The sequence below is a fragment of the Castellaniella defragrans 65Phen genome (genome assembly GCF_000612685.1).
Classification (GTDB): Bacteria; Pseudomonadota; Gammaproteobacteria; order Burkholderiales; family Burkholderiaceae_B; genus Castellaniella; species Castellaniella defragrans.
Genome location: NZ_HG916765.1, coordinates 3,502,869 through 3,520,896 on the forward strand (window position 1 = coordinate 3,502,869; position 18,028 = coordinate 3,520,896).

The following is an 18,028-nucleotide window of genomic DNA, read 5'->3' on the forward strand; positions in this document are numbered from 1 at the left end:
CGCGCGGGGGCCAGGACCACATTGTGCGCAAGACGGGATATAAAATACAGCTAATTTATTTAAATATGATTTAGCCAGGCTTAATACATGGCGTCGGTGGCGGACGGCGGACGCCCGGCATCGAATGCCCCACCGACCCACGCACCGCCGGACACGGAACGCCCGGCACTCCGCACCGGAACCCACGCCCATGCAACTGGATCACGACAACCTGCGCGCCCTGGCGGCCGTGGTGCGCGAAGGCAGCTTCGAGCGGGCCGCCGCGGCCCTGCACGTCACCCCCTCGGCCGTGTCCCAGCGCATCAAGACGCTGGAATCGCGCATGGGGCGGCTGCTGGTGCTGCGCACCATCCCGGCGCAGCCCACGGACGACGGCCGCGTCCTGGTGCGGCTGGCCGAGCAGGCCGCCCTGCTGGAGCACGAGGCGCTGGAGCGCCTGGGCATGGGCGAGGACCGCCCCGCGCCCAGCCTGCGCATCGCGGTCAACCACGACAGCCTGGAGACCTGGTTCATCGAGGCGGCCACGCGCTACGCGGAACAGACCCGCACCACGCTGGACCTGATCTCCGAGGACCAGGACCACACGGCCGCCCTGCTGCGCAACGGCAGCGTGCTGGCGGCCGTCACCACGCTGGGCGATCCGGTGCAGGGCTGCCGGGTCCACGCGCTGGGGCGCATGCGCTACGTCGCCACCTGCGCGCCCGCCTTCCACGCCCGGCATTTCGCCCGCGGCGTGACCCCGGACGCGCTGGCGAGCGCGCCGGTGCTGGTCTTCAACCGCAAGGACGCCCTGCAGGCCCAGTTCGCGCGCCAGGTGATGGGCGACACGCCCTGGCAGCCGCCGACCTGGTGGGTGCCCTCGTCGCACGCCTTCGTTTCGGCCACGCTGGCCGGCCTGGGCTGGACCATGAACCCGCTGCCCATGGTCCGCGAGGCGCTGGAAGACGGCCGCCTGATGCCCCTGCGGGCGCGGGCCTGGCACGACGTGCCGCTGTACTGGCAGCACTGGCGCACCGGCGCGCACACCATGGAGCTGCTGACCTCGGCCGTGCTGCGGGCCGCGCGCGCCCTGGTGCGGCCGGCCCGCGCACCGGTCAGTTCCCCTGGCGCAGGCGGCTCAGGGTCGTCGTCGGCGTGATGGCCTCCGGATCCAGCAGGCAGTGCAGGATGGCCGGCAGGCCGCTGTCCAGGGCGCGCCGCAGCGCGGGGGCGAAATCCTCGGTCGTCTCGACGCGCTCGCCATGGCCGCCGAAGGCGCGCGCATAGGCCGCGAAATCGGGATTGCGCAGCGCGGTGGCGGACACCCGGCCGGGATAGCGCCGCTCCTGGTGCATGCGGATGGTGCCGAACATGCCGTTGTCGATCAGGATCACCAGGATCGGCAGGCCGTACTGGACCGCCGTGGCGAATTCCTGGCCGTGCATCATGAAGCAGCCGTCGCCCGCCATGCACACCACCCGGCGGTGCGGGTAGAGGCGCTGGGCGGCCACCGCCGCGGGCAGGCCGTAGCCCATCGAGCCCGAGGTGGGCGCGAGCTGGGTGCCGTAGGCGCGGAAGCGATAGTAGCGGTGCAGCCAGGTGGCGTAGTTGCCGGCCCCGTTGGTCAGGATGGCGTCCTCCGGCAGCACGGCGTTCAGGTGCGCCATCACCCGGCCCATCTGCAGGGCGCCGGGATGCTCGATGGCGGACGGATCGCTCCATTCCTGGCGCCGCGCATGCAGCCGCTCGCAGCGCTGGCGGCGCACCGTGGTCGCCGTGGGCGCCAGGGGCTCGATGGCGCGCACCCAGGTGCCGGGCGCGCAGGCCATGGCGATGTCCGCCTGGTAGACCCGGTTCAGCTCGCCGACGTCGGGATGCACGTGAACCAGCGTCTGGGACGGATTCGGCACGTCGAGCAGGGTGTAGCTCTGGCTGGGGACTTCGGACAGGCGCCCGCCCACGGCCAGGATCAGGTCGGATTCGCGGATCGCCTCCAGCAGCCGGGGATCGGCGCCCAGCCCCAGGTCGCCGATGAAGCAGGGATGGTCCACGGGGCACAGCATCTGGCGGCGGAACTGCACCGCCACCGGCAGGGCGTGGCGCTCGGCGAAGGCGCCGAAGGCCTGCACGGAACGGGCGTCCCAGCGGCTGCCGCCGAGGATGGCCAGCGGCCGTTCCGCATCCGCCAGGCGGTCGGCCAGGGCCTGGATCTGCGCGGCCGGCGGCAGGGTCTCGGGCACGTGGCAGGGCCGCGCGTCGGCCACCGTGACGGATTCGCCCAGCATGTCCTCGGGCAGGGCCAGCACCACCGGCCCCGGCCGCCCGGACAGCGCCACGTGGAAGGCGCGCGACAGGTATTCGGGAATGCGTTCGGCCTGGTCGATCTCGGCGGCCCACTTGACCTGGGTGCCGAACACGGCGCGGTAGTCCATTTCCTGGAAGGCCTCGCGGTCGCGCATCGCCCGGTCGATCTGCCCGACCAGCAGGATCAGGGGCGTGGAGTCCTGCGACGCCACGTGCACCCCCGCGAAGGCGTTGGTGGCGCCCGGCGCGCGAGTCACCAGGCACACGCCGGGCCGGCCGGTCAGCTTGCCGTAGGCCTCGGCCATGATGGCGGCGCCGCCTTCCTGGCGGCAGACCGTGACCTGGATGTCGGCATCGACCAGGCCGTCGAGCACGGGCAGATAGCTTTCACCCGGCACGCAGAATACGTGTTCCACGCCATGGAGGCGCAGCTGATCCACCAGGACGTGCCCCGCCAGGCGGGGGGCCGGACGGCTGGCGGCGCGCGCCGCCATGCCGGCGTGGCCATGCCCGGCCCCGCTCTGGAAGGCGGGGCTGGCGCTGTGACGCGTGGTCATGAAAGATTCCTTTCCGAAGAGTGAGCGAAACGCAGGGCGCAGCGCGCGGCGGCCAGATCCCAGGCCGCGCAGCCGACGGACTTGAAGACGGCCGCGCCTTCGGGCGGCCCGGCGGCCAGCAGGCCGGCCAGGGACCGCACGCGCAGCCAGTCCACGCCCGCCTGCAGGTAGTCGCCCGCCTCGTGCCGCGCGCCCTCGGGATCGTCCACGAACAGATGGCTGTCCGCCAGGGTGCGCGCGCCGATCTCGGCCAGGTCGGGGCGGTAGGCTCCCACGCCGATCACCAGCCGGCCGACGCGCGCGGGCTGGTCGTAGACCGGCACGGCGCTGGTCGTCGCCGTGATCACCAGGTCGGCGGCCGGATCGACCCCGCGCGCCGGCCGGACCCGGTCCGTCCCGAAGGTGCGGGCGCAGGCCTCGGCCCGGCCGGGCGCATGGCCGATCACGTCCACCCGCGCGTGCGGATGCAGTTCGAGCAGCGCCTGGACGTGGCCCGCCGCCTGGACGCCGGTGCCGAACACGGCCGCGTGGCGGGGGCCGCCGGGCAGCAGGCGGCTCGCGGCCAGCATCGACACCGCCGCCGTGCGCCGCGCCGTGACGGCCGGCCCGTCCAGCAGCAGGCGCAGCCGACCGGTTTCGCCGTCATGGACCGAGACCAGGCCGTCGATCGTCGGCAGGCCGTGCGCGCGGTTGCCCGGCGCGACGTTGACCAGCTTGTGGATGCCGACGTCGGCCGCCGTGGCCGGCATGGACAGCATCACCGCGCCGCCGGGAAACGGCACGGCCTGCCGCGCCGGCGCGCACAGGCGGCCCGCCGCCAGGTCCTCCGCCGCCCGGGCGATTTCCCGCATCAGGTCCGGCAAGGGCAGCAGGGCGCGCGTCTCGGCCGCGTCGTGCAGGGCGCGTCCCGTCTCATTCATCGCGATTCTCCTCGTTCCCGGACGACCCGGACCCGCTCCCGATCCCCGGCGCGGCCACGCCGGACGGCGCCATGCTGAGCCACAGCACCTCGGCATCCCGCGGGCCGGCGTTGACCAGCCGGTGCCGCATGCGGCTGTCGATGTAGAAACAGTCGCCGGCCCCCAGGATCACGGACCGATAGTATTCCGTATGCAGCTCGACCGCACCTTCCAGCACATAGACGAATTCCTCGCCCTCGTGCCGGCTCCAGCCCTCGTCCGCCGCCAGGTCGCGCGCCTTGATGGTGCTGCGGAACGGCATCATGCGCTTGTGCGAAAGCTGCGAGCACAGCAGCCGGTGCCGGTATATCGGCGTCTCGTGGATCTCGCCCTCGCCCGCCCGCTCGACGCTGCGCCGGCCCGCGCCCATGTGCTCCCGCGCGGGGACGAACAGCTCGGCCACGTCCACGCCCAGGCCGTGGGCCAGGCGCAGCAGCACGTCGTAGGTGGGGGACATCAGGCCGTTCTCGATCTTCGACCAGGCGGACGCCGACACCCCGCTGGCGTCCCCCGCCTGCCCCTGGGTCCAGCCGCGCCGCAGGCGCAGCGATTTCAGGCGCTCGGCCAGCGCCGACTGGCGTTCCTTGACTGCGTCGATGCTCAATTTTCCATCCCTTCCGATGCGGCGCCCGGCCCGGTCCGGCTCCACTCTATACCACGTTCTTCTCGACGATCGGCCGGCCTTCCAGGATGCGCCGCCAGCCCAGGCGGCCGAGGTCCAGGGTGCGATAGCCGCCGTGCGCGATCAGTTCGGCCAGCGCCCGGCCGACGGCCGGCGCCTGCTGCATGCCGTGGCCGCTGAAGCCGTTGGCGAAATACAGATTGTCCAGGTCGGGATGCGGGCCCAGGATCACGTTCTGATCGACCAGGTTCATGTCGTAGTGCCCCGCCCAGCTGCGCACGCAGCGCAGGGCCTCGAACGCCGGCACGCGCCGCGCCAGCAGGGGCCAGAGCACGTCCTCGAACAGGGCGTGCTGCACGTCGAAGTCGAAGCATTCGGGGTCCTGGTCCGGCGGCGGCGCGATGCCGGCGATGAACCCCTGCCCCTCGGGGCGGAAGTAGGCGCCGCTGGGATCGATCACCATCGGGCATCCCGGCAGGCGCTCGGGGCATTGCACGTAGAAGACGCTGCGCTTGCGGGCCTGCACCGGCAGCTCGATGCCCGCCAGGCGCGCCAGGGCCGGCGCGCCGACGCCAGCGGCATTGACCAGGGCGCCGCATGCCAGCGCCTGGCCGTCGTCCAGGCGCACCGCCGTGACGCGCGCGCCGGCGCGCTCGATGCCCGTCACCCGGCGCGGCAGGTACGTGGCGCCCTGGGCGATGGCCTTGCGCCGCAGCCCCTGGAGCATGCCATAGGCGTCCAGCCAGCCTTCGCCGCTCAGGCCCAGCGTCCCGCCCGCCAGGTCGTCCACGCGCAGCCAGGGAAACCGCGCCCGCAGGGCGGCGGCATCCAGCAGGGCGACGTCCGCCCCCTCACGCCGCTGCAGGGCGTGATTGTCGCGCAGCACGGGCAGGCCGGCGGGCGTGGCCAGGAACAGGTAGCCGCCCTCGTGGAACGCCGGATCGGGCCGCACGCCGTCCACGGCCAGGGCGTCGCCGAAGGCGCGCAGGAACTCCGTGCCGAAGCGCGACATGCGGATGTTTTCTTCGGTGGAGAACTGGTGGCGGATGGAGGCGGCCGACAGGGCGGTGGCGCAGCGCTGGTAGGTGGGATCGGGCTCGACCACGGCGACCGAGCCCCCGAAGCCGGGGTCCGCCGTCAGGAAATAGGCGGCGGCGCTGCCGACGGCGGCGCCCCCGGCGATCACGACATCGAACTGCGTCTGCGGCATCCTGCGGCGCTCCAATACCAGGCCGGCCCCACCAGGGGTCAGCCCCACCAGGCCGACCCTCTAACCGGCCCCCTATTCTGGAGACAATCCCGCCCCATTTCCCTAGGCATTTTCCCTAGACGCAAAAAATTTCCCATCGGAAACATGCGTGATATGCTGGCCCGGGAAACCCCTGAACGGTCAGGGATTTCACAGACATCGATCCCGGCGCGCCGTCCGGACGGCGCGCCCTGCCCGGAGCCCTCCCGCATGGCCACCTTCACGGATACCCACCAGGATCTTCTGCACGCTTTCGGCCTGGACGCCGACACGCTCCACACCGGCGGCCTGCCGGTCCGTTCCCCCATCGACGGCGCCCGCCTGGCGGACCTGCGCCCGCATGGCGCGGACGACGCCCGGCGCATGATCGCCCGGGCCCACGAGGCCTTCCTCGCCTGGCGCCAGGTGCCGGCGCCCCGGCGCGGCGAACTCGTGCGCCTGCTGGGCGAGGAACTGCGCGCCCACAAGCAGGCGCTGGGCCGCCTGGTGTCCCTGGAAGCCGGCAAGATCGTCGCCGAGGGCGAGGGCGAGGTCCAGGAAATGATCGACATCTGCGACTTCGCCGTCGGCCTGTCGCGGCAGCTGCACGGCCTGACCATCGCGTCCGAGCGGCCCGGCCACCGTATGATGGAGACCTGGCACCCGCTGGGTGTGGTGGGCGTGATTTCGGCCTTCAATTTCCCGGTGGCGGTCTGGTCCTGGAACGCCGCCCTGGCCCTGGTCTGCGGCGATCCGGTCGTCTGGAAGCCCTCGGAAAAGACGCCGCTCACGGCGCTCGCCTGCCAGGCCCTGTTCCGGCGCGCGCTGGCGCGCTTCGGCGATGCGCCCGAGGGCCTGCTGCACGTGCTGGTGGGCGCCCGCGAGCCGGGCGAGGCGCTGGTGGACGATCCCCGGGTGGCGCTGGTCTCGGCCACCGGATCCACGCGCATGGGCCGCGAGGTCGGGCCGCGCGTGGCGCAACGCTTCGGCCGCTGCCTGCTGGAACTGGGCGGCAACAACGCCCTCATCGTGGCCCCCTCGGCCGACCTGGACATGGCCGCGCGCGGCATCCTGTTCGGCGCCATCGGCACGGCCGGCCAGCGCTGCACCACCACGCGCCGCCTGATCGTCCACGAATCGGTCGCCGACGCCCTGCTGGCGCGGCTGAAAGCCGCCTACGCCAGCGCCACGGTGGGCGATCCGCTGGACCCGGGCACCCTGGTGGGCCCGCTGATCGACCGGGCCGCCTACGAGGCCATGCAGGCGGCGCTGGAACAGGCCCGCGCCCAGGGCGGCACGGTCACGGGCGGCGAACGCCTGCTGGCCGAACGCTACCCGGACGCCTGGTACGTCCGCCCCGCCCTGGCCGAGATGCCCGGCCAGACCGACGTGGTGCGCAGCGAGACCTTCGCCCCGATCCTGTACGTCCTGCGCTACCGCGACTTCGACGAGGCCCTGGCGCTGCACAACGACGTCCCGCAGGGCCTGTCCTCGGCGATCTTCACCACGGACCTGCGCGAGGCCGGGACCTTCCTCGGCGCCACGGGGTCGGACTGCGGCATCGCCAACGTCAACATCGGCACCTCGGGCGCCGAGATCGGCGGGGCCTTCGGCGGCGAGAAGGAAACCGGCGGCGGGCGCGAGTCCGGGTCCGACGCCTGGAAGGCCTACATGCGCCGCGCCACCAACACCGTCAACTATTCCCGAGACCTGCCCCTGGCGCAGGGCATCCGATTTGGATGAGTCAGGACATAGGTCAGTCCCTGCGGACTGACCTATGCCTGACGAATCGGAGCGGCCTGCAGGCCGCGACGTGGAAGACCCCCGCCTACCGCAGCAGGCGGGCGAGATCGACCGCCGTCCGGACGCCCATCTTCTCCAGGACGTGCGCGCGGTGCACCTCCACGGTGCGCATGCTGATGCCGAGGATGTCCGCGATCACCTTGTTCATCTTGCCCTCCAGGATCAGGTCCAGCACCTCGCGCTCGCGCGCCGACAGCGCGGCCAGGCGCCGGTCCACCTGGGCGCGGTCGCCCGCCTCGCGCGAGGCCTGCAGGGCCTCCTGCACGCGGTCCATCAGCTTGTTGTCGTTGAAGGGCTTCTCGAAGAAGTCGAAGGCGCCGCGCTTCAGACTGTCGACGGCCATCGGCACGTCGCCATGGCCGGTCAGGAAGATGACCGGCACGCGCCGGGTGTAGCCGCGCTCGGCGAGCGTGTCGAACAGCAGCGTGCCGCTCATGTCGGGCATGCGCACGTCCAGCAGCAGGCAGTCGCCGGCCGGATCGAACGGATCGTCCGCCTCCAGCGCGCGCAGGAAGGCGTCGGCGCTGCCGTAGCTCGCCGCGGGAATGGCGCGCGAGTACGCCAGCCAGCTCAGGGAGTCTCGGATGACTTCTTCGTCATCGACGATGTGCAACATGGGTGTCCCTCGGGAAGTCCGCTTGGCGCCGGCCGGCCGGCCGCCTCCGCGGTTTCTTGTCATGAAAACATGGAAACATGGAAAGAAGGCCGCCGGCCGCTCCTGCGGCCGCCGACGGGTCTATTTTTCACCGGGAAGGGGTGTTTGCGCCAGCCCGCGTCCCGGCGCGCCGCCCGCCGGACGCCGGCACGGCCCGAAAACGCTCCGGCAGGCGATCCGGGACGCGGCCCCTCAGGCGGCCCCGCCCGCGTCCCGCACCGGCAGCGAGAAATGGAACACCGTGCCTCCCCCCGGATTGTCGCGATAGGCCAGCGTGCCGCCATGGAATTCGATCGTGGTGCGGCAGATCTTCAGGCCCATGCCCATCCCGTCGGCCTTGGTCGAGAAGAAGGGCGAGAACAGCCGCTCGCCGACCTCGGGCGCGATGCCGTGCCCCCGGTCGGCGACGCTGACGGCCACGCTGCCGCGGGCCTGCGGATCGACGCCCGCGCCGATGCGCAGCAGGCGGCGCGCCGGCTCCACGTCGCGCATGGCCTCGATGGCGTTGCGCGTGAGATTGAGCAGGACCTGTTCCAGCATGGCCGGATCGGCCAGCACCTGCGGCAGGCCGGGCTCGATCTCGGTCTGGATGGCGACGAAGTGCTGGCGGGCCTGCAGTTCGGCCAGCTGGATCACGTCCGCGATCAGCGCGGCCAGGTCGACCGGCTCGCGCTTGGGCTCGCGCCGCTTGACGAAGGTGTGGACGCTGCGGATGATGTGGCCGGCGCGCTGGATCTGCGCATGGGCCTTCTCCAGCGCCGTCCTGATCGGGCCGACTTCCTCCAGCCCGGCCAGCCGCGCATGGCTTTCCAGCAGATTGAGCGCGCCGGTGGTGTAGCTGGAAATCGCCGCGAGGGGCTGGTTCAGCTCGTGCGCCAGGGTCGAGGCGATTTCTCCCATGGTCGCCAGCCGCGCGCTGGCCTGCAGCTTCTCCTGCTGGCGGCGGTTCAGTTCCTCGAAGCGCCTGCGGTCGGAAATGTCCAGGATCGATCCCATCCAGCCCGTCTGCCGGCCGCTTTCGTCCAGCAGCGGCGATTCGTAGACCAGCACCGGGATGCGCTCGCCGTCGCTGCGCTGGAAGATCGTCTCGAATCCCTGCGAATTCCCGACCCCGGCCTTGCGCTCGGCCAGGCGGTGCTCGTATTCGTTCATCACTTCCGGCGCCCAGTACGGCATCGGCGGCATGCGTCCGACCAGTTCCTCGGCCGGCATCCCGACCATGCGGCAGAAGGCCGGGTTCACGTAGGTCATGCGGCCTTCCAGGTCGCGCGCGCGCAGGCCCGTGACCAGGGAATCCTCCATCGCCGCGCGGAAGGCCGCCTGCGCCCGCAGCGCGTCCTCGGCGGCCATGCGGCGGTTGATGTCGCGCCACAGCGCCGCCAGGCTCCAGATCAGGCCGAGCGAGAGCGCGATCACGGAACCCACCAGCAGATTGGGCAGCAGGTGCGGCGCGCTCTTGACGCTGTTGGTGCGCAGCGTGATGTCGGCGTAGGGCAGGTGCAGGTCGCGCGAATGCGTGTAGACGCCGCGCCCGGGCCCGCCGGCCGCGCGCAGCCCGAGCACGTTCTCGTGGCGGTCGATGAGCAGGATCTCGTTGTCCTGGGCGAACCACCAGGGCACCATCTGCTCCAGGATGCCGGCCACCGAATAGGTGGCCACCAGGCTGCCCAGGTAGCGGTCCCCCTGGAACAGCGGCACGTAGTAGTCCATCAGGACCGGCCGCTCCAGGCCGGGCGGCGGCGCGGGCTGGCCGTACTGCGGCGTGCGCGTGCCGCGCGCGCGTTCCAGGCCGGAGGGCGAAGGCGGCGGCAGCAGGGCGCCCGCGCCGCGGCCGCCGTCGCTGGCGACCTCGATGCGCCCGTCGGCGTCCAGCCGGGCGATGCGCATCAGTTCCGGATGGCTGCGGCCGAGGAAGTCCATGCGCGCGCGCAGGCGCTCGTCCGGCAGGCCGCCGGCCGCGATCTCGTTGGCCATGAGGCGCAGGTTGTCCTCGTTGCGGCCGAGCTGGAAACGGATCGTCTGTTCCAGCCAGAGCGTATCGGCGATCAGCTGCTCCTGGCGCTCGTCGGCCTCCATCTGGCGCGCCCGGCCCGGCAGCCACAGCAGGGACGCCAGGATCAGCAGCACGAACAGCATGGGCACCAGCCACAGCAGCACGCCGCGGCGGGTGAACGAGAGGCGGGTCGGACGGGCGTTCATGCGGGATGATCGGCGAGGATGTCCTGGGGGGCCGATTCGCGCGCGTCCCGCGGCGCGCGAGGCGGCCGGGACGAACCGGAATCCCAGTGTAGCCGAGGCGGCGCGGCGGCCGCGCCGCGCCGGCATTGTGGTTATCCACAGTTGATGCCCGCCCCGCGGCTGCAGACAATGGCTCGCGCACGGCGGTGGCGCGGATCCCACGCGGATTCCCCGCGCGCCTCCGCCCTCTTCTTCCGGATCGTCCCATGAAGCCGTTCTTCCTCCTGCTGGCCTGCGTCCTCGCCTGGGCGTCCTTCCCCGCGCGCGCCCAGGAGCCGATCCTCATCCGGTTCAGCCACGTGGTGGCGCCGGACACGCCCAAGGGCAAGGCGGCGGAGCGGTTCAAGGAACTGGCCGAGCAGGCGACCGAGGGGCGGGTGCGCGTGCTCGTCCACCCGAACAGCGAGCTCTACCAGGACCGCGAGGAGCTGGAGGCGCTGCAGCTGGGCGCCGTGCAGATGCTGGCGCCCTCGCTGTCCAAGTTCAGTCCGCTGGGCGTGCGCGAATTCGAGGTGTTCGACCTGCCCTTCTTCTTTCCCGACAAGGACGCGCTGCACCGGGTCACCGAGGGGCCGGTCGGCAGGGAGCTGCTGCGCCGCCTGCAGCCCAAGGGGCTGATCGGCCTGGCCTTCTGGGACAACGGCTTCAAGGTCATGTCGGCGAACCGGCCCCTGCGCCTGCCGGCCGACTTCCAGGGCCTGCGCATGCGCATCCAGCCCTCGCGGGTGCTCGACGCGCAGATGCGGGCGCTCGGCGCCAGCCCCATGATCCTGCGGTTCGGCGAGGTCTACCACGCGCTGCGCTCGGGCGTGGTGGACGGCACCGAGAACCCGCCGTCCAATTTCTACACCCAGAGCATGCAGGACGTGCAATCCCACCTGACGGTGTCCCGCCATGGCTATCTCGGCTATGCGGTGGTGGTCAACCGGAAATTCTGGGAAGGCCTGCCTCCGGGGATCCGCTCGGCGCTGGAGGAAGCCATGCGCGAGGCCACGCGCTACGCCAACACGATCGCGCAGGAGGAAAACGACCGGGCGCTGCAGGCGGTGCGCGCATCCGGCAAGACCGAGATCCACATGCTGAGCGACGAGGAACGCCGCCAGTGGCGCGACGCGCTGGCCGCGACGACCGCCGAAATGGAGGCGCGCATCGGCAAGGACCTGGTCGAGGAGATCCGCCGCGAGATCGGCCGCTGAGCCGGGGGCGATTGCGGATGTCCACAATTGCCCCGCCGGCGGCGGCCTGGGCATAATCGCCCCGGAGGCTCGCCCCGCAGAGCGCGGCCGCGATGGGTTCCAACGCAGTTCCCACACGAATCATTCCGGAGAGGAGTCAAGCACATGAAGATCAAGTCCATCGGTTTGCTCGCAGGCCTCGCGCTGGTCGCGAGTTCCGGCGCCTTCGCCCAGAAGTACCCCGACAAGACGATCACGATGATCGTCCCCTTCTCGGCGGGCGGGCCCACCGACACGGTCGCGCGGCTGATCGCCCAGTCCATGTCCAACGACCTCGGCCAGCAGATCATCGTCGAGAACGTGGGCGGGGCCGGCGGCACCATCGGCGCGGCGCGCGTCGCCAAGGCCGAGCCGGACGGCTACACCGTGCTGCTGCACCACATCGGCATGTCCACCGCGCCCAGCCTGTACCGCAAGCTGAGCTTCAATCCGCTCACCGACTTCGAGCCCGTGGGCCTGGTCACCGACGTGCCGATGACCCTCATCGCGCGCAGCGACTTCCCGGCGCAGAACTTCGGCGAGCTGGTCTCCTACATCAAGACCAACAAGGACAAGGTCTCCTACGCCAACGCCGGCCTGGGCGCCGCCTCGCACCTGTGCGGGATGCTGTTCATGAGCGCGCTGGACACCAACATGACCACCGTCCCGTACAAGGGCACCGGTCCCGCCATGAACGACATGCTGGGCGGCCAGGTGGACGTGATGTGCGACCAGACCACCAACACCACCAGCCAGATCAAGGCGGGCAAGGTCAAGGTCTACGCGGTCACCACCCCGACCCGCGTGCCGTCGCTGCCGGACGTGCCCACCACCAAGGAAGCCGGCCTGCCGAACTTCGAGGTCGCCGTCTGGCACGGCGTGTACGCGCCCAAGGGCACCCCGAAGGACGCGGTCGCGCGCCTGTCCAAGTCCCTGCAGGTCGCGCTCGCGGACCCGAACGTGGTGAAGCGCTTCGCCGAACTGGGCACCGAGCCCGTCGCCCAGGACCGCGCCACGCCCGAGGCGCTCGGCTCCCACCTGAAGGCCGAGATCGACAAGTGGGCGCCCGTCATCAAGGCCGCGGGCACGTTCGCCGACTGACGCGCCAGCCCCCGCCCCAGGGGCGGGCCGCCGGACGCGCCGCCGCGCGCCGGGCGGCCCGCCGCTCCCCTTCCGTCCGCAACGGCCCGGCTCCGCGGCGCCGGCCGTGCGCAAGGAGTTCATCGTGTTCCAATTCATCCGCCACCCCAAGGATTTCTGGTCCGGGGTCATGTTCATGTTCTTCGGCCTGGCGGCCGTGGTGATCGGACAGGACTACCCGATGGGCACGGCCGGCCGCATGGGCCCCGCCTACTTCCCCATCGTCCTGGGCGGACTGCTGTCCCTGATCGGCCTGGCCACCACCCTGCGCGCCCTCTGGCTGCGCGGCGAGGCGATCCAGCGCTTCTCCGTCCGCGACCTGGCCCTGATCCTGTTCGCGGTCTTCCTGTTCGGCCTGCTGGTGCGCAACGCGGGCATCGTGGCCGCCGTGGCCGCCCTGGTCATGGTCAGCGCCTACGCCAGCGACAAATTCCACTTCAGGGCCTCGCTCATCCTCTCGGTCGGGGCCATCTTGTTCTGCGTCCTGGTGTTCGTGAAAGCCCTGGGCCTGCCGCTGCCCGTGTTCGGCCCCTGGCTCGCCTGGCTCGGCCGGTAAGGAGAGACATCCATGGAACTGCTCGGCAATCTCGCCCTCGGCCTGGACGCCACCCTCACGGCCGCCAACCTCTTCTACTGCCTGGCCGGCGTCTTCCTCGGCACCGCGGTGGGCGTGCTGCCCGGCCTGGGGCCCATCGCCACCATCGCCATGCTGCTGCCGGCGACGTTCTCGCTGCCGCCGATCACCTCGCTGATCATGCTCGCGGGGATCTACTACGGCGCCTCCTACGGCGGCTCGACCACCGCCATCCTGGTGAACCTGCCGGGCGAGTCGTCCTCCGTGGTGACGGCCATCGACGGCTACCAGATGGCGCGCAAGGGGCAGGCCGGCAAGGCGCTGGCCATCGCCGCCATCGGTTCGTTCTTCGCCGGCACCGTGGCCACGCTGGTGCTGGCCATGTTCGCGCCGCCGCTGGCCGAATTGGCGCTGAAGTTCGGCCCCGCCGAATACTTCTCGCTGATGACGCTGGGCCTGGTGGCCGCCGTCGTGCTGGCGCGCGGCTCGCTGCTCAAGGCGATCGGCATGACGGTGCTGGGCCTGCTGCTGGGCCTGATCGGCACCGACGTGAATTCCGGCATGGCGCGCTATACGTTCGACCTGCCCGAACTCGCCGACGGGATCGATTTCGTCATCGTCGCCATGGGCATCTACGGCCTGGGCGAGATCATCCTCAACCTGGAAAACAAGGAAGCCCGCTCGCTGGTGATGAAGAAGGTGACCGGCCTGATGCCTTCCCTGGCCGACCTGAAGCGCTCGGTCGCCCCGATCCTGCGCGGCACCGGCATCGGCTGCGTCCTCGGCATCCTGCCGGGCGGCGGCACGATGCTGTCCTCCTTCGCCGCCTACTCGATCGAGAAGAAGCTGTCGAAGAACTCCGCCGAATTCGGCAGCGGGGCGATCGAGGGCGTGGCCGCGCCCGAATCGGCCAACAACGCCGGCGCCCAGACCTCGTTCATCCCGATGCTGACGCTGGGCATCCCGTCCAACCCCGTGATGGCGCTGATGATCGGCGCGCTGATCATCCAGGGCATCCAGCCCGGCCCGGCCGTGATGACCGAGCAGCCGGCGCTGTTCTGGGGCATCATCGTCTCGATGTGGATCGGCAACCTGTTCCTGATCGTGCTCAACCTGCCGATGATCGGGCTGTGGGCGCGCATGATCCTGGTGCCCTACCAGTACCTGTATCCGCTCATCCTGATGTTCTGCGCCATCGGCGTGTTCAGCCTGAAGAACAGCACCTTCGACATCTACCTGATGGGGCTGTTCGGCCTGTTCGGCTACCTCTGCGCCAAGCTCGAATGCGAGCCCGCGCCGCTGCTGCTGGGCTACATCCTCGGGCCGATGATGGAGGAATACCTGCGCCGCGCGCTGCTGCTGTCGCGCAGCGACCCGATGGTCTTCATCGAACGCCCCATCAGCGCGACCATGCTCGGGCTTTCCGCCATCGCCCTGCTCGTGGTCCTGAGCCCGGCGCTGCGCAGGAAGCGCGAGGACGTATTCGTGGAATGACCCTCCGGGCGGGCGCCCGCGCGGGGCGCCCGCCCCGCCTCACTGCCATCCCCAGCGGCGGACGTAGTAGCCCTTCATCGCCTGCACCAGGCCCATGTAGCCCAGCAGGATCAGGGGCAGCAGCGCGAAATACAGCGGCGGCAGGGCCTGCAGCCGCAGTTCCGGCGCAAGCGGCCCCATCGGCAGGAACACGCCCGCCGCCATGATGGCCGCCGTCATCGCCAGCAGCGGCCAGGCCGCCCGGCTCTGCACGAAAGGCACCTTGGGCGTGCGGATCATGTGCACGATCAGGGTCTGGGTCAGCAGGCCGACCACGAACCAGCCCGACTGGAACAAGGTCTGCCGCGCCGGCGTGTCCGCGCCGAACACGAACCACATCATGGCGAAGGTCAGGATGTCGAACACCGAGCTGATCGGACCGAAGAACAGCATGAAGCGGCCGATCTCGCCGGGCTGCCAGCGCTGCGGGCGGCGCAATTGCTCCTCGTCCACGCGGTCGAAGGGGATGGCCGACTGGGACACGTCGTACAGCAGGTTCTGCACCAGCAGGTGGATCGGCAGCATCGGCAGGAAGGGAATGAAGGCGCTTGCGACCAGCACCGAGAAGACGTTGCCGAAGTTCGAGCTGGCCGTCATCTTGATGTATTTCAGCATGTTGGCGAAGGTGCGGCGGCCCTCGACCACGCCCTCCTCCAGGACCATCAGGCTCTTTTCCAGCAGGATGATGTCGGCCGCCTCGCGGGCGATGTCCACGGCCGTGTCCACCGAGATCCCGACGTCGGCCGCGCGCAGCGCGGGCGCGTCGTTGATGCCGTCGCCCAGGAAGCCGACGACGTGGCCGTTGGCCTTCAGCCGCCGCACGATGCGCTCCTTGTGCATGGGCGTGAGCTGGGCGAACACGTCGTGCGACTCCACGGCCCGCGCCAGCGCGGCGTCGTCCATGGCCTCCACGTCCCCGCCCAGCAGCACGCCGCGCGGGGCCAGGCCCACGTCGCTGCAGACCTTGGCCGCGACCCGCTCGTTGTCGCCGGTCAGCACCTTGACCGGCACGCCGTGCGCGGCCAGGGCCGCCAGGGCCTGGGGCACGGACTCCTTCGGCGGATCCAGGAAGGCGACGGTGCCCGCCAGCACCAGCCCTTGCTCGTCGGCCACGCCATAGGCTTCGCGCGCGGGCTCCGGCATCCGGTACGCCACCGCGACCACCAGCAGGCCTTCGTCGTTCAGCGCCGAGGCCACCGCCCGCACCCGTTCCAGCCGTTCGGGCGTCAGCGGCGTTTCCACCCCGTCGTGCAGCACCCGGTCGCAGGCCTTCAGGATCCCTTCCACGGCGCCCTTGGAGATCAGCAGGTGCCGGCCGTCGGCGCCGGCCACCACCACCGACATGCGGCGGCGCTCGAAGTCGAAGGGAATCTCGTCGATCTTGCGGTACGACGCGGCCTGGCCGGGCGGCGCGCCGGTCCCCACCCGTTCCAGGACGGCCTCGTCCAGCGGATTCCTGAGCCCGGTCTGGTGGCGGCTGTTGAGCCAGGCCAGTTCCAGCACCCGGTCCGAGGCGGCGCCCCAGGCGTCCTCGTGCCGCGCCAGGACGATCCGGTCCTCGGTGAGCGTGCCCGTCTTGTCGGTGCACAGCACGTCCATGGCGCCGAGGTTCTGGATCGCGTCCAGGCGCTTGACCACGACCTTGCGGCGCGACAGCGCGACCGCCCCCTTGGCCAGGGTGGAGGTGGCGATCATGGGCAGCATCTCGGGCGTCAGCCCCACCGCGATGGACAGCGCGAACAGCAGGGCCTCGCCCCAGTCGCCCTTGGTGTAGCCGTTGATGAGCAGCACCAGCGGCGCCATCACCAGCATGAAGCGGATCAGCAGCCAGCTCACCTGGTTCACGCCCATCTGGAACGAGGTCGGCCCGCGGTCCACGGCCTGCACGCGGCCGGCCAGGGCGCCGAAGTACGTCCGGTCGCCGGTGGCGAGCACCACGGCCGTCGCCGAGCCGGACACCACGTTCGTGCCCATGAAGAGGATGTCGTCCAGTTCCAGGGGGTTGCGGGTCGACGCGCCGGCCTGTTCAGCGAACTTTTCCACCGGCAGGGATTCGCCCGTCATCGCGGCCTGCGCCACGAACAGGTCCTTGGCCGACAGCACCCGGCAATCGGCCGGGATCATGTCCCCCGCCGCCAGCCGCACGATGTCGCCCGGCACCAGCATCCGGACCGGCATTTCGACGTCGCGCCCCGGGTCCACCGCCAGCCGCACGCCGAAATAGGTCTCGGCATGGGGCGCGGCATCGGCCGAGGCCGGGCGCCGCGCGACGGTCGCGGTGTTGCCCACCAGCGCCTTCAGCGCATCGGCCGCCCGGCTGGAGCGGGCTTCCTGCCAGAAGCGCAGCAGCGTGGAAAACACCACCATCGTGCCGATCACGGTCACGGCCTCCAGGTCTCCGGTCCACCAGGAGATCGCGGCCAGCAGGGTCAGCAGCAGGTTGAAGGGATTGCGGTAGCAGTGCCACAGGTGCCGCCACCACGGCAGCGGCTTCTCGTGGCCGACCTCGTTGAAGCCGGTCCGCGCGCGGATCGCCTCGGCCTGCCGTTCGGTCAGGCCGTCGGCATGGCTGCCGAGCCGGGCGAGCAGCGCGTCGCGGTCGGCCAGGGCCGCTTCGGCAAGGGTGCGGGACAGCGTGTCCGGCGCTTCGCGGCCGACACCCGTGCGGACGACGGTATCCAGCATGATCCGCCGGCCGAAATGCCGGGTCATGCGGCGGGCGCGCAGAAAGCCCGCGAAGAGGTTCTTCAGGATGGTGATGTGCATTCTTGTTCTCCTTGGGCTCTCCCGGACGCGTCACCGCGCCGCATGCGGCCGTACGGGTCCGGGAAATTCCTTTGACGCCACCATCCCGCGGAAATCAGGACGGTGGCTTGCGAGGCTGAGGGTCGGGGTTCATGGCATTCGTGGGGTTCTGGATTTAGGGGAAGTACGCGGGACGCCCGCACGCCGGCACCGCCCGGACGCGCGGCGCCCGGGCGCATTCCATGGAACGCGGCCATCCGGCCCGGGACGCGCCGGGGCGGACGGAAGCGCTTCCGGGGAAGCGGCGATACGGATTCAGGGGGAAAGAACCGGAGGCCTGGAAGGGCCGTCCGGACTGCCGCCCTGCCCTGCGGGCAAGGCGGCGAGAAGACTCGCGGTTACCTTGCCTGCGGGAAGTCGACCAGGAATCGACAACTGGGTAAGTCCACAGGAGGAACTCCGGAAAGTGAAGACGGC

General features: G+C 70.9%; 13 protein-coding genes. 6 read left to right on the top strand and 7 right to left on the bottom strand.

Features of this window, described 5'->3' with window-relative positions; all coding sequences use genetic code 11:
* Positions 1-190: 190 nt before the first annotated feature.
* Entirely contained in the window at positions 191-1,138 is a 948-nt protein-coding gene (locus BN940_RS15585) for a LysR family transcriptional regulator ArgP (RefSeq protein WP_052355951.1), read from the top strand.
* On the opposite strand, the gene BN940_RS15590 is transcribed toward BN940_RS15585, so the two are convergent.
* Genes BN940_RS15590 through BN940_RS15605 form a run of 4 tightly spaced genes read right to left on the bottom strand, consistent with a single transcriptional unit; the run spans position 1,095 to position 5,631 of the window.
* On the bottom strand, positions 1,095-2,777 hold the full coding sequence (locus tag BN940_RS15590) for a thiamine pyrophosphate-binding protein (RefSeq protein ID WP_052356108.1): 1,683 nt from the start codon (positions 2,775-2,777) through the stop codon (positions 1,095-1,097). The genes BN940_RS15585 and BN940_RS15590 overlap by 44 nt on opposite strands.
* A gap of 59 nt (positions 2,778-2,836) precedes the next feature.
* The gene (locus tag BN940_RS15595; RefSeq protein WP_043684466.1) at positions 2,837-3,760 is read right to left on the bottom strand and encodes a delta(1)-pyrroline-2-carboxylate reductase family protein; all 924 of its coding nucleotides are present in this window, start codon (positions 3,758-3,760) and stop codon (positions 2,837-2,839) included.
* Positions 3,753-4,403 (bottom strand): helix-turn-helix domain-containing protein, encoded by a 651-nt coding sequence (locus BN940_RS15600; RefSeq protein WP_242404213.1) that lies wholly within the window; start codon positions 4,401-4,403, stop codon positions 3,753-3,755. The genes BN940_RS15595 and BN940_RS15600 overlap by 8 nt, the downstream gene beginning before the upstream one ends.
* Before the next feature lie 46 nt (positions 4,404-4,449).
* A complete protein-coding gene (locus tag BN940_RS15605) occupies positions 4,450-5,631 on the bottom strand; it encodes an NAD(P)/FAD-dependent oxidoreductase (protein ID WP_043684468.1) in 1,182 nt (393 codons plus the stop codon).
* A 249-nt stretch (positions 5,632-5,880) separates the two neighbouring features.
* Here BN940_RS15605 and amaB point away from each other — a divergent pair, with 249 nt between their 5' ends.
* Positions 5,881-7,392 (top strand): L-piperidine-6-carboxylate dehydrogenase, encoded by a 1,512-nt coding sequence (gene amaB / locus BN940_RS15610; protein WP_043684471.1) that lies wholly within the window; start codon positions 5,881-5,883, stop codon positions 7,390-7,392.
* Positions 7,393-7,477: 85 nt separating this feature from the next.
* Here the strand turns inward: amaB and BN940_RS15615 are convergent, their stop codons facing one another.
* Positions 7,478-8,068, bottom strand: coding sequence for a response regulator transcription factor (locus BN940_RS15615; RefSeq protein ID WP_043684475.1), 591 nt, complete (start codon positions 8,066-8,068; stop codon positions 7,478-7,480).
* A gap of 231 nt (positions 8,069-8,299) precedes the next feature.
* A complete protein-coding gene (locus tag BN940_RS15625; RefSeq protein WP_043684480.1) occupies positions 8,300-10,306 on the bottom strand; it encodes a PAS domain S-box protein in 2,007 nt (668 codons plus the stop codon).
* Between the two features lie 245 nt (positions 10,307-10,551).
* On the opposite strand from BN940_RS15625, the gene BN940_RS15630 reads away from it, so the two are divergent.
* The 4 genes from BN940_RS15630 (at position 10,552) to BN940_RS15645 (ending at position 14,767) form a co-directional block, all read left to right on the top strand.
* Entirely contained in the window at positions 10,552-11,541 is a 990-nt protein-coding gene (locus BN940_RS15630; RefSeq protein ID WP_043684484.1) for a TRAP transporter substrate-binding protein, read from the top strand.
* A gap of 144 nt (positions 11,542-11,685) precedes the next feature.
* Complete coding sequence (locus BN940_RS15635; protein WP_148304991.1) at positions 11,686-12,660, top strand: tripartite tricarboxylate transporter substrate binding protein BugD; 975 nt, start codon at positions 11,686-11,688, stop codon at positions 12,658-12,660.
* Between the two features lie 124 nt (positions 12,661-12,784).
* Positions 12,785-13,255, top strand: a complete 471-nt coding sequence (locus BN940_RS15640) for a tripartite tricarboxylate transporter TctB family protein (protein ID WP_148304992.1) — start codon at positions 12,785-12,787, stop codon at positions 13,253-13,255.
* A gap of 12 nt (positions 13,256-13,267) precedes the next feature.
* Complete coding sequence (locus BN940_RS15645) at positions 13,268-14,767, top strand: tripartite tricarboxylate transporter permease (protein WP_043684486.1); 1,500 nt, start codon at positions 13,268-13,270, stop codon at positions 14,765-14,767.
* A 39-nt stretch (positions 14,768-14,806) separates the two neighbouring features.
* Here the strand turns inward: BN940_RS15645 and mgtA are convergent, their stop codons facing one another.
* Positions 14,807-17,572 carry a magnesium-translocating P-type ATPase gene (mgtA, locus tag BN940_RS15650; RefSeq protein ID WP_043684489.1) on the bottom strand — a complete coding sequence of 922 codons (2,766 nt, stop codon included), beginning with the start codon at positions 17,570-17,572 and terminating at the stop codon, positions 14,807-14,809.
* Between the last annotated feature and the right edge of the window lie 456 nt (positions 17,573-18,028).

What these genes read in the sequence shown, in the direction of transcription:
- BN940_RS15585 (WP_052355951.1), top strand. Translation starts at nt 191, where the DNA reads ATGCAACTGGATCACGACAACCTGCGCGCCCTGGCGGCCGTGGTGCGC.
- BN940_RS15590 (WP_052356108.1), bottom strand. Translation starts at nt 2,777, where the DNA reads ATGGCGGCGCGCGCCGCCAGCCGTCCGGCCCCCCGCCTGGCGGGGCAC.
- BN940_RS15595 (WP_043684466.1), bottom strand. Translation starts at nt 3,760, where the DNA reads ATGAATGAGACGGGACGCGCCCTGCACGACGCGGCCGAGACGCGCGCC.
- BN940_RS15605 (WP_043684468.1), bottom strand. Translation starts at nt 5,631, where the DNA reads ATGCCGCAGACGCAGTTCGATGTCGTGATCGCCGGGGGCGCCGCCGTC.
- amaB (WP_043684471.1), top strand. Translation starts at nt 5,881, where the DNA reads ATGGCCACCTTCACGGATACCCACCAGGATCTTCTGCACGCTTTCGGC.
- BN940_RS15615 (WP_043684475.1), bottom strand. Translation starts at nt 8,068, where the DNA reads ATGTTGCACATCGTCGATGACGAAGAAGTCATCCGAGACTCCCTGAGC.
- BN940_RS15625 (WP_043684480.1), bottom strand. Translation starts at nt 10,306, where the DNA reads ATGAACGCCCGTCCGACCCGCCTCTCGTTCACCCGCCGCGGCGTGCTG.
- BN940_RS15630 (WP_043684484.1), top strand. Translation starts at nt 10,552, where the DNA reads ATGAAGCCGTTCTTCCTCCTGCTGGCCTGCGTCCTCGCCTGGGCGTCC.
- BN940_RS15635 (WP_148304991.1), top strand. Translation starts at nt 11,686, where the DNA reads ATGAAGATCAAGTCCATCGGTTTGCTCGCAGGCCTCGCGCTGGTCGCG.
- BN940_RS15645 (WP_043684486.1), top strand. Translation starts at nt 13,268, where the DNA reads ATGGAACTGCTCGGCAATCTCGCCCTCGGCCTGGACGCCACCCTCACG.
- mgtA (WP_043684489.1), bottom strand. Translation starts at nt 17,572, where the DNA reads ATGCACATCACCATCCTGAAGAACCTCTTCGCGGGCTTTCTGCGCGCC.